We start from the raw sequence: 12,167 nt of genomic DNA, 5'->3' as shown, positions 1-12,167 counted from the left end.
AATTATCTTTCAACAAAAAAAGACCCTAATGGGTCATTCCTGAATTCTTCATCTTTTCTTCTTTTATTTTTTCCGGTGTAATATCATTTCCTTGAGCATCCACCACTTTAACTGACGTTAACTGCTGTTTAAATCCGGCTCTAAAGATCTTCAGATATTCTTGATACAGCGCTTGCTGTTCTGTTTTTTCTTCCTCTGTTAATCCTTCCGTTTTTTTCTTTTTAGCAAGAAAGTTGATCCTTGCAATCAGTTCATCCATTTCCATCTATACAATCTCCTTTACTATAAGGCTTTTAAACAAAATAAGCGCCTAGAGGTGTTTAGATTATCCCTGGTTCATACAGGTGGGCATCTTAGCACTTAAATTAGGATCCCTAATCATTGAAAAGGTATTCAACACATTAAATGCAAATCAGATTCCCTTATCTAACATGTAGGAAATTTATTTTCCTCTAGGCAATATTATTATAGCATAGTTTGGTTGTCTGTAAACCTCTTTTAATCATAAAAAATTATGCTGAATTTATCACGATAATTTAAACTTTTTATTCAAACTGTCATAATTTGAGTAGATTTTCGGCTGTTATTTTATGTGTTTATTGGGAAAACAGAGTTTTTTCAGCAGTAGGTTTTCAAACAAAATTATCGATAACTTTGATGCTTTTCATACAAAACTATATGAATAGATATGTACTTCACGATTGTCCTTTGTTAAAGATATTTCATCTTTATACGGTTCATTTAGTGAAATCAACGAAATCTTCTTTCTGTAATGCATATTCCACTGTTGATTGCGATTCCCCTAACTGATTCTGCCATGAATTTTTTAAAACTTGAACCTGCTTGAATCCGAGTTCTTCATAGACATGCTGAGCTCTTTTATTTTTCAAGTTTGTGTTAAGAATAATTATTTTGTATTTTAAATCATTAAACAAAGATGAAATCAGCATACTAAGCAGTTTTTTTCCTAATCCTTTATTATGTAATGAAAAATTACAAATTTTTATGCTTATTTCTGCGATTTCTTCCCCTATATGGCGATAACTCATTTCACCTATTGGAATTCGGCTCATTTCAATAATGAACTGTTGATAAGATTTGTCAGCAGCGTTATTTAAACTCGTTCTTATTTCATCAACAGATTGACCAATTCCATTAGGAAATCCGGCATGTGCCATGATCATTCCATCATTCCACCATGTTGCTAATAGTTTTGCATCCTCTGCAACTGCATTTCTTATCTTTAAATTTTCAAATTTTAATAACATGCGTTTTCCTCCTCCGAATCATTCGATATTCTGATGTCTCTCCATTTTTACTAAATAAAATTAAAAAGGAGTACACAATCAACCTATTGTCAAAGCCTTCATCATCCTTTAGTAAACAGACTGACTTCCAAGAAAAAAAGACCATTCTCATTAAGAAAACGATCTTTCCTGTCTGTTTCAATCTTCAAACAGCTTAATTATCGGCACTGGTTTTTTGCGGTAAAATAATATGCACTGTTTTTGTATCTTTAACAAAGTAATCTCTCATTTTCAATACATCGTCTAAGGTAATACTACTGATGATATCAATAATTTCAAAAGAAAATATTCCTTCAAAATAATAACGGCTGAAAGTATTCGCAATCGCTTCAGGAGAATTAAAACTATTAATAAAAATTCCAATCGATTTCTTTTTTACTCTCTCAAATGTAGCTTGATCGATATCAAATTCATTTAGATGATCGAATAAATGAGTCAAATATTGTTTTAATTCTTCCGGTTTCGTGGTATCCCCACCTACTTGAATAAAAGAATAATCTCTTTCTTGAGTAAAACCTGCACCAAAAGAATCGTTGATCAATCCGGTATTCTGCATTTCCTCATAGACTGGACTGCTTTTTGAAAACAGGATATCTAAAAGGATATTCATACTTAATTCTTTGATCAGTTTATCTTTTCCGTTTTGAGGAATATCGTTTACTTTAATTCCCATCATCATTTTCGGCATGACGACATCCATTTTTAACACTTCTTCTTTTCGATAGACAGTCACTGGCTCTTCTATTTTTGCACGAATGATCTCTTGAGCCGGAGCAAACTGTTTTTTTGCTTGGTTTTGACGAATTAACTCCATCATTTTTTCCGGTTCGAGGTTTCCTACCACAAAAAGCATCATATTGCTTGGGTGATAAAATGTTTCATAGCATTCTTTGAGCATCTCCACCGTTGTTGCATTTACGGTTTCTATTGTTCCGGCAATATCTACTTTAACAGGATGACGATGAAATAAAGAAGCGATAGAGCCAAAATAATTACGCCAGTCCGGATCATCATCATACATGGAAATCTCTTGACCGATAATCCCTTTTTCTTTTTCAACACTTTCTTTTGTTAGATAAAGAGACTGCACGAAATCAAGCAGCAGTTCAACACATTCATCAATGCGGTCCGCACTTGAAAATAAATAAGCCGTACGAGAACTTGAGGTAAAGGCATTGGTGCTTGCCCCCAATAAAGAAAACTTATCACTGGCATCACCATCTTCCATATCAAACATTTTATGTTCAAGAAAATGTGCGATTCCATCTTGAGTTTTAATCATTTCGGACTGTCCCAGCGGCACAAACTGTGTATCAATAGCGCCAAAGCGAGTTGAAAACAAACCATAGGTTTTACTGAAACCATATTTAGGCAACAAGTAAACATTTAAGCCGTTATCCATTTTTTCATGATAGAGTGTTTCTTTGATTGTCTTATAATATAATTTTTCCATGGCTTACTCCTTTCCTTCTAGCATATAGATTGTATCCAGCTTTACCTTTTTACTAACTCGAATGACGTCTTCTAAAGTGACTGCATTCAAACGATCAATATACTGCTGATTGGTTTCCTCTTTATGCGTGATATCACGGTTATAGCGCAAAGCAATGATATTTAATGCCTCATCATCTGATTTCTTTAATGAATTTTCTAACATCACTTTCGTAATATCTAATAATTCTTGACTTAATTCTCCACGTTGAATTTTCTCTAGTTCATTTTGAATCAATTTTACGGTTTGATCATAATTTTTCGTTTCAATTCCGGCATTCACCAGCATAATCCCATTGAAAGCATCATAACTTGAACTCACATAATAGCATAAGCTGTGTTCTTCACGAACGACTTTAAATAATTGAGAATGCGCAAATCCACCGAACAAACCATTAAATAAAGTAAACGCATAATGGTCAGGACTGGTGAAATCAGTATCAATCGTATAGCCCATATTTAACTTCGCCTGAACAATATCTTGTTTTTCTTTAACGACTAATACATCGGATTTATTCGATTTGAATATAGTGCTTGTTGCAATTTCCTGCGGTCTTTTAGACAGTTTAAAGTTTTTGGAGAATAATGTTTCAAAATTTTCATCAATATCGCCTACAACATAAATATCAAATACATCATTTTTCAAGCATTGCAGATAATAATCATATAATGCTTCATTAGTGATGCCATCAATTTCATCTTCATAACCAAATGTGCTGATACCTAATGGTTGATTTTTCCCCATTTCTTCAAATAAACGTTCTAAAGAATAAGAATATTTATCATCTTTCAATGCTTGCAGACGCCATTTGAATTCTTTTTTCTTTTGATTAAAAGTTAATTCATCAAAACGTCCATCTTTTGCATTGGGCGAAAATAAAACATCACGAAACAGCTCAATTTGTTTTGTCAGAAGATCTTCATTTTCTTTTAAATATTGTGAATCGATACAGACACTGGCAATCTGAATGACGTGTGCCAGTCCTTTTGTTCCGATTGAACTTGAAAAACGAGCACCGTATAATTCCTCTAAATAAGATGAAAAGCGTGCCACAGAAGGCAGTTTTTCAGTTCCGCCGGTAAACATGAAGCTTAGTAAACTTCTTAATGTTGTGGTTTCTCTGGTTAACGGAGCTGCCATTTTCAAAATAATCATGACATTTTTAAATTTATTTATGGGAATCAGATGCAAACGATACCCGTCATACTCTATTACATTTTTCATTTCAACACCTCTTCCATTATTGTAAGTATCTAAGTTTTTATTATACTCCCTTTTTTAAAAAAAGAAACTGTAATAAAAAAGAATAGCCTTTGTCTATTCTTCTTCCTGATATCCTCTGATTAGCACTTCTCTTGGTTTTGAACCAATCTGAGGACCGATGACACCATCACTTTCTAACTGATCAATTAAGCGTGCCGCTTTATTGTAGCCGATTCTGAATTGACGTTGTAAGAGTGAAGCACTTGCCTTTTGTGCCGAAATAACAAATTCTCTTGCCATTTCGTATTCTTCATCTTCCTGATCGTCATAGCTGCTGCCATTATTGACCGCTACTTTTAAATTGGTATATTTTTCATCATATTCCGCTGTCATTTGTTTGGTTACATGGTACACGATATTGCTGACTTCTTCATCGGAAACAAATGCTCCTTGGACACGTGTCGGATGACTGACTCCCATTGGCGAAAACAGCATATCGCCTTTTCCCAAAAGTTTCTCTGCTCCGGTTGTATCTAAAATCGTACGTGAATCAATACTTGACGAAACCGCAAAAGCAATTCTCGAAGGAATGTTTGCTTTAATAACCCCGGTGATAACATCGGTTGAAGGACGCTGTGTCGCAACAATTAAGTGAATCCCAGCAGCACGTGCCATTTGTGAAATACGCATGATGCAGTCCTCTACTTCCTTGCTGGCGACCATCATCAGATCTGCTACCTCATCAAGAATCACCACGATAAACGGCAGTATCTCTGTTTTTTCCTCATCCTCTTTAAGCTGATTGTTTTTCTCTTTAGCAAAAGCATTATACCCGGCAATATTTCTTACATTATGACGAGCAAACAAATCATAGCGGCGTTCCATTTCTTCTACGATCATGCGTAAGGCCACTGCGGCCTTTTTAGGATCCGTAACCACCGGTGCCAATAAATGAGCAATGCCATTATAATTTGTTAATTCCACCTTTTTAGGATCGACTAATAATAATTTCACTTCATCCGGACGGGCGCGCATTAAAATACTGCAAATGATTGAATTCACACAAACAGATTTTCCAGACCCCGTTGCCCCGGCGATCAAAAGATGGGGCATTTTATTTAATTCCGCATAAATGGAATTTCCGGTAACATCCTTTCCCAAAGGGACTAATAGTTTACTGTCATTATATTTTTGCGGAATATCTGTAAACACTTCTCTGAATGTTACGGTATTCGCTTCTAAATTTGGAATTTCTACCCCCACCGCTGATTTTCCCGGAATCGGGGCTTCGATACGAATATCTTTTGCAGCCAATGCCATTTTAATGTCATCTTGCAGCTGCAAAATCTTATTAACACGGGTTCCGGTTTCTAAAGTAAGCTCATATTTAGTAACCGATGGTCCGATAAAAATATTTTTAACCGATGCATTCACCCCAAATTGTTTTAACACCATGATGAGCTTAGAGGCATTATCCGTTGCATTTTGACTTGCCATTTTATTATTTCGCTTATTCGTTGTGCCCTTTAAAAGAGATAAAGGCGGATAACGATAATGATCCAAATTTTTAGCGACCGTTTCATTATGAACGACTGGCGGTTCTGTTTTTTTCGTCTCAGTAACAACGGTTTCTTTTGATACCGGAGCCTCAATTGGTTCAGGAATCTGACTGACACGAATAATTTCCAATGGTTCTTCCTCTTCATCGTTCATCAAAGGTTTAGGGATCTTTTTATCAGCAAACACTTTTTCGGGAAAGAAAGGGCTTTTTTTCTTTTCCTTTTTCCTTTCTTTTGTGGTTTGAATCATTTGTTGGTAGTGTTTTACCTGCTTGTTTTTAAACTGATCCACTTTTTTACGATGACGCAGATAAATACGTCCGCCTAAGAGTGCTGTTCCGACGGCAATCAATAAACCACTGGCAATCAACGAGCCGATATAATCAAACAGCATACTAAAGCAGCCGTAAATTAAAGCACCAATCAATCCCCCGCGAATAATCGTATCCTGGCTAAAAAACAAATTGATGACATCGGTTCCCTTAATAGCATGATCGCTGGGAATGGATGCCAGTGTCAGCATAGCCAGTAAAATCAGATAAACCCCTACGGCTTCCGGAGAAGCAAATTTAGGAAATTTTAAATTAACAAAAAAGTATCCGCAAGCAATCAACAGCAGACCATAAACAATGCCTGCAAAATTGCCAAAAAAATAGACAAACACATAATCCATATAAACGCCGACAATCCCTAATTTCAAACAAGAAACGATCAAAAGGAATGCCACTAGGATGGTTAGGATTCGATATTGTAATTGTTCACTGAAAAAAGATTCGTCTTCTTTTTTCTTTCTTTTCTTTGTTGTTGCCATATCATCCCTCCACTTTGTCATTATAGCAAATCCATGCCTTTAATGAAAGAAAAAAAGCAAGGAGTCCTTGCTTATATTTCAATCACGATTGGCAAAATAACAGGTTTTTTGCCGGTTTGTTTCATAATATATTTGTAAGCTTTATCTTTGATCATTTGACGAATATCCGCTACATCGACATCACTGTTTGCCTGGTTTTCAGTCATTGTGTCTTCGGCAATCTTTAAGATCCCTTTGACAATATGTTCAGAATCTTTCAAATAAACAAAGCCACGTGTCTGAACATCGGTATTGGCAACGATTTCACGCTTATCATTAATGGTCATCCCAATGATTACCACACCGTCATTTGACAGTTGAATACGATCATCAATTACTTTCATTCCGACATCACCGACACCAATTCCATCAATCATCACATCTTCAATTTCATAATATTCACGAGCATGCTGAAGCTGTCCGTCTTTAAAGGTGATTTCTTCCCCGTTATCCATAATAATAACATTTTCTTCCGGCAGTCCGCTTTCTTTTGCAACAGCAGCATTCGCGATAAAATGCTGATATTCACCACGGATTGGAATATAGTATTTCGGATGGAAAATCTGCAGCATGACTTTCAAGTCTTCAATGGAAGCATGCATACTAGATAAATCTTTATTTTTAAAGATATAGATTTTAGCATCGGTCTTATACAATTCATTCTGTGCTTTAGTCGCAATCTTTTCAGTCCCCGGAACTACTGGAGATACGACGATAAACGTATCTTTTTCATTAATCTTCAGCATTTCATCTCCGCCATCAATAATATCTGAGATATCGTGATAGATGCGGGTTGGACGTCCGGTAAGCAAAACCACTAATTGATCATCAATGTCCGGTCTGCCAATCTGCGATTTAAAGGCTATATTTTCTTTTGGGATTTCAATTACCGCTTTTTTCAGCTGATTTCCCATACGAACGATTGAATTTGTATTATCATATTTATCACGTCCATAGAAAACGATCTTACGATTATATCTTTTTGTTAATTCAATGATTTCCTTTGTTCTAAAAATATTTTGAGCATACGAAGCGACAATGATTCTTCCCGTCGCATCTTCAAAAATCGGATCGATCTTATCCTTGATCTTATGCTTAGGTGATGTATAACCCGGCTTTTGCGCATAGCTGGATTCACACAGCAGTGCCAGCACACCTTTGCTGCCAATCTCCATCATCGTTTGAATATCGGTCTTAAAACCACTTGGTGCTCCAAAATCGATGATGAATTCTCCGGCATGGACAATATATCCTTCCGACGTTTCAAAAGCAATTCCGATTGATCCCGGAATCGAATGGGTCACAGGAAAAAATTTAATATGCACTCCGGCAACATCAATATCACTTTTTCTTCTGACACGCACGATATCTGCTGTGATACGTGTACGATTCAAGCGATTATGCTGTTCGATCATTTCGACGATTAAATCGGCAGTCAATGTCGGTGCATATACCTTTACTGTAATTTGTTCTAATAAATAAGGCAAAGCTGCCATTGTATCATCATGACCATGTGTGATAAAGATTCCGGCAATCTGATCTTTTCTTTCTTTTAGGTAATCAAAGCTTGGAATTATGATATCGACCCCTAATTTTTCCGATTCCGGAAACCTAAATCCTGCATCAATAATAAATAATTTCTCATTTATATTAATGACATACATATTCTTTCCCATTTCCGCTTGGCCACCGAGCGGCAGGATTTTCACTACATCATTCATTTATTATATTCACTCCTTATAAATTTTCTGTCACATATATTTTATTATACATGAAATAAGGAGGAATTAAAATGAAATTACAAATTATTCACCAAACGCTCCAATTTTTTCTCAGTTTCTTTACTTACCGGACACATCGGCAAGCGCAGCACATTTTCAATATAACCCTCGATGGACAGCATATACTTGATTGGACCCGGGGATGCTTCAATAAAAACATACTGTGCAAAATTTTTAATGAAATCATCCTGTAATTCCAGATTCATCTGATAATCATAGTCTTTCATAAACTGTTCAAGCTTAGGATAGATCATATGACTGCTGACGGAAATAACACCATCCATCCCATGATCCAGTCCCTCTTTTAATGTTCCATCTTCGCCGCTTAAAATTAGAAAATGGGGATATGCCGCTTTTATTTGTGTCACCATCTCAAAATTATGACTGGCATGTTTCAACCCGATCAAATTCTGATGTTTCTTTAAAAGTTCAAGCATCGTATCCGCTTTGATCTCTACCCCGCAACGACTTGGCACATTATAGATGATGATGTTTTTGTTTGTACTGCTAAGCAACAAATCAAAATGTTTGAACAAACCGGCTTGTGATGGCTTATTATAATAAGGCACCACAATCATCAAGGCTTCGACTTCTTTATTTTCAAAATATTTTAATTGTTTTAATACCTCAGCTGTATCATTTCCGGAAATTCCCATAATGATTGAACAATCTTTTGCTTTGCGAATCACAAAATCTAACAGCTGTTCTTTTTCTGACAAACCCAAAGTAGGCGCTTCGGCTGTAGTTCCACAGACAACGAAGCCCCTTTCTCCTTCACGAATCAATTTAGCGATAACATTTTCCAATCCATTAAAATCAATTTGACCTTTTTGGTCAAATGGTGTGATCAGTGCCGTATAAATAGCTTTCATTTAAAACGAAATAATAACCGGTTGATATTGTTCGTTGTTTAATGCGCTGATACAAGTCGGCACTAATTGGTTTGGATCGCACACCATGCTGTTTGGTTTTTTTACCGGGTCATCTTGACCAAACGGAATAAAGAAAATATGTTTCGTGTTCATCAGTTTCATAATATTGGTTCCGCTGTTTCCTAATGCATCATTGGTAAATATACCCAATACAACAGGATGCAGATTTCTTAATGTCGCTTTAATCGCCATAACTAAAGCATTATCGCACAACCCATTGGCAAGTTTTGCCATCGTGTTGGCACTGCATGGTAAAACGACAATAAGGTCTAATGGATCTTTCGGTCCAAATTGCTCCGCTTCTTGAATCGTGGTTACAATTTTATGACCGGTAATTTCTTCCATTTGCTGTCTAACATCTTTAGCTTCCATGAAACGGCTGTCTTCTTCATAGACCATGCCGCTCATGATGCAGTATAGATCGGCTCCGGTTTCTTTCAAAATACGAATCGCTTTTAGCGATGCTTCCAGCGAACAAAAAGAACCGCTCATTCCGATTCCAATTTTTTTCCCTGCTAACATTCTGTTCCCCTCCTATAAATAAAATCAGCGATCATTTTACCCGCCTCTTTATAGCCATACTGGCTTGGCAGACCCGGTAAAATATAATCGTGCAAATGACTGGCACACTCATGATGGTAGCCATATGGGAAAGAAGAAATATCAAATAGATAGATGGATTTATCTAAGTTCTTTACTGTTTCTTCCTGCATTGCTTCGTGGGGTGCGGTATTCACAATGATATCGATTGGTCGCTTCAGCAGCTCATCTTCGCTGATGATCTCAAAGCCATCCTTTAATGCCGCTTCAATAGCATCAGGATCTTTTTCAATCACTAAAATAGCGGATTGCAGTGCCGATAATTTATTGGCAATACTCTTTCCGCAATGTCCGTAACCAATGACACATGTGGTTGAATTTTCTAAAGTATAAGGTCTTTTTTGGATAATTTCACTGATTGTTCCTTCAGCAGTTAAAACAGCGTTTTTATTGATCATCTCTTCTTCTTTCATCAAGGTAACGAAAGAAAAATGATATTTTTCTTGTAATTTATTTAAGACAGGATTGTTTTTTCCTGTATAAATAATCGTTTTAGGATCCAAGTTTTCAAAAAAAGTTTCATCTAGATGGCAGTAATAGCCATGACTCGTACCTTTCAAGGTTTCATTCAATCCATTAAATCCAAGCAATACAAAATCTAATTCTTTTGCCCATGTCAACGTCTCATACAGCATGCAGCCTTTTTTAATCAATTCCATTTCGGTATATGATAAACGCTGATCGTCATTCAATATATAACCTTTCATTTTATTCCCCCTTTCATCTATTTATATGCGTCACTAAAGGGCATGTGCATTTAAACTTGTAGACTCTGCCTTAATAAACAGCCTACAAGTTCTAATAAATAGGGATGTATATCATACAGGTAGCACTTTGCTTTCTTAGCATCTAACTGTTCGTTTTCGTTAATTCGATACACCATGGAAATAAAAATGGATGGATGTGTTTGCTTTTCGCCGATTTTTATTTCATACTTAAATAAAAAAGCGTTGTCTGCTTTGATGATTTCAAGATCCGCAAATACCTTCAACTTCGAAATATCGGTCATATCTTGACGTAAATGAGCATTTAAAGCTATTAATGTAATGTTTTCTTTCATAATCTCCTCCACTAATACATAGACAAAAGATTAAGAAAAAATACTAAAAAAAGATCATGCTATTTTTCAAGCATGATCTCTAAAATTTCATGATCGGTCACTTTCATTCCTTCTTTGCCGATTCTTCCGATCGCTTGGATCGTATTTTCAATCGACTCTTTTAAGATGCCGTCACATGTATTATAAGCACAATTTTTCATTGCCAAGTAATGCGCCATCATCGCTGCATCAATGGCAGTGGCAATCTTTACCGCGCAAGATGCCTTTGCTCCATCACAAACGATACCCGGAATATTGGCTAATGTATTGCGGATTGTCATATCGATTTGTGCTAATGTTCCTCTTGATAAATAAGTAATTCCCGCTCCACTGGCACAGCCTGCACAGACAGCTCCGCAAAAAGCAGAGAGACGTCCGATCCCAGTTTTTTGATGAATTGTCACCAGATTAGAAAATACCAAACCACGATACAGTTGTTCTGCACTCATTTGGTGATAGCGAGCATAGACGATAATCGGTACAGAAGAAGTGATCCCCTGATTTCCACTTCCCGAATTTGTCACAACAGGCAGTGAACAGCCTGACATACGCGCTTCAGAAGCAGACGCGGTATAAGCCTTCATTAACGTCAAGACATCTTGATCCGGATAGTTTTCCATCAGCATCTTACCAATCCCAACGCCATAGCCCCCTTTTAGTCCCTCTTTGGCAATCGCCATATTATAGGTAATTTGCTTATCCAGCATATCTTGAACATCTTCAATATTTACCGTATTGGCAAATTCAAAAATGTCGCAGATATTTAAGACCGAACGATCTGCCAGTACCCCCAAATATTTACTTTCTTCCTGTTGGGTTTCAAACAGCACTTCTTTATCCTTAATAATCTTGGTAATATTGGTATGCGTATCTTTAATTTCCACAAATGCTTCATGGTCATCAGCCGTTGCAAGCACTTGAATATGTAAAGGGGTCAAAGATTCGAGCAGTTCTACTTTACAGTAATCCGTATTCAGCAGCTGTTTAGCCTTGCTGATCTGTTCCTTGTTTACAGTATTGATAACTTCTAAACGTTTTGAGGCATCTCCTGCTAATACCCCAATAATTGCACTTGCTTCGATTCCCACTAAATGTCCGGTATTAGGCACGGTAACACACTTTGCATTTTTAACGATATTACCACTGCATTTTACCACTAAACGTGTTGGCAGCTGTCCTAACACTTCTTTTGCTTTTGCACAGGCATAAGCAATCGCAATCGGCTCCGTACACCCCATTGCCGGAACTAATTCTTCTTTTAATATTTGAATGTATTCTTGATAGTTTTCTAGCATAATCTTTCTCCTCTATTAGACATTCTACCTAATCTAAAGGGTACATTCA

At 36.5% G+C, this 12,167-nt stretch carries 11 protein-coding genes; all 11 read right to left on the bottom strand.

All coding sequences use genetic code 11. From position 1 onward, the window contains the following. Window positions 1-25: 25 nt before the first annotated feature. Window positions 26-265 (bottom strand): DUF896 domain-containing protein, encoded by a 240-nt coding sequence (locus BN1225_RS07855; RefSeq protein ID WP_041139259.1) that lies wholly within the window; start codon window positions 263-265, stop codon window positions 26-28. Between the two features lie 472 nt (window positions 266-737). After that, window positions 738-1,268, bottom strand: a complete 531-nt coding sequence (locus tag BN1225_RS07850; RefSeq protein WP_041139258.1) for a GNAT family N-acetyltransferase — start codon at window positions 1,266-1,268, stop codon at window positions 738-740. A gap of 193 nt (window positions 1,269-1,461) precedes the next feature. Further along, a complete protein-coding gene (gene yfmH / locus BN1225_RS07845) occupies window positions 1,462-2,760 on the bottom strand; it encodes an EF-P 5-aminopentanol modification-associated protein YfmH (RefSeq protein WP_041139257.1) in 1,299 nt (432 codons plus the stop codon). Between the two features lie 3 nt (window positions 2,761-2,763). Next, entirely contained in the window at window positions 2,764-4,023 is a 1,260-nt protein-coding gene (gene yfmF / locus BN1225_RS07840) for an EF-P 5-aminopentanol modification-associated protein YfmF (protein ID WP_041139256.1), read from the bottom strand. Window positions 4,024-4,116: 93 nt separating this feature from the next. Further along, entirely contained in the window at window positions 4,117-6,372 is a 2,256-nt protein-coding gene (locus BN1225_RS07835) for an FtsK/SpoIIIE family DNA translocase (RefSeq protein WP_041139255.1), read from the bottom strand. Window positions 6,373-6,443: 71 nt separating this feature from the next. After that, window positions 6,444-8,132, bottom strand: coding sequence for a ribonuclease J (locus BN1225_RS07830; protein WP_041139254.1), 1,689 nt, complete (start codon window positions 8,130-8,132; stop codon window positions 6,444-6,446). A 77-nt stretch (window positions 8,133-8,209) separates the two neighbouring features. Next, the gene (gene dapA / locus BN1225_RS07825; protein ID WP_041139253.1) at window positions 8,210-9,064 is read right to left on the bottom strand and encodes a 4-hydroxy-tetrahydrodipicolinate synthase; all 855 of its coding nucleotides are present in this window, start codon (window positions 9,062-9,064) and stop codon (window positions 8,210-8,212) included. Further along, window positions 9,065-9,646, bottom strand: a complete 582-nt coding sequence (locus BN1225_RS07820) for a dipicolinate synthase subunit B (protein ID WP_041139252.1) — start codon at window positions 9,644-9,646, stop codon at window positions 9,065-9,067. Continuing rightward, the gene (locus BN1225_RS07815) at window positions 9,640-10,431 is read right to left on the bottom strand and encodes an NAD-binding protein (protein WP_041139251.1); all 792 of its coding nucleotides are present in this window, start codon (window positions 10,429-10,431) and stop codon (window positions 9,640-9,642) included. The genes BN1225_RS07820 and BN1225_RS07815 overlap by 7 nt, the downstream gene beginning before the upstream one ends. Window positions 10,432-10,481: 50 nt before the next feature. Beyond that, window positions 10,482-10,784, bottom strand: a complete 303-nt coding sequence (locus tag BN1225_RS07810; RefSeq protein WP_041139250.1) for a hypothetical protein — start codon at window positions 10,782-10,784, stop codon at window positions 10,482-10,484. A gap of 59 nt (window positions 10,785-10,843) precedes the next feature. After that, window positions 10,844-12,118: an L-cysteine desulfidase family protein gene (locus tag BN1225_RS07805; RefSeq protein ID WP_041139249.1), complete on the bottom strand. Its 1,275-nt coding sequence runs from the start codon at window positions 12,116-12,118 to the stop codon at window positions 10,844-10,846. Window positions 12,119-12,167: the final 49 nt, after the last annotated feature.

This window comes from Beduini massiliensis, assembly GCF_000829905.1.
Classification (GTDB): domain Bacteria; phylum Bacillota_I; class Bacilli_A; order Erysipelotrichales; family Coprobacillaceae; genus Beduini; species Beduini massiliensis.
The sequence above is the reverse complement of the archived record's forward strand: the minus strand, read 5'-3'. Positions and strand labels throughout refer to the sequence as shown.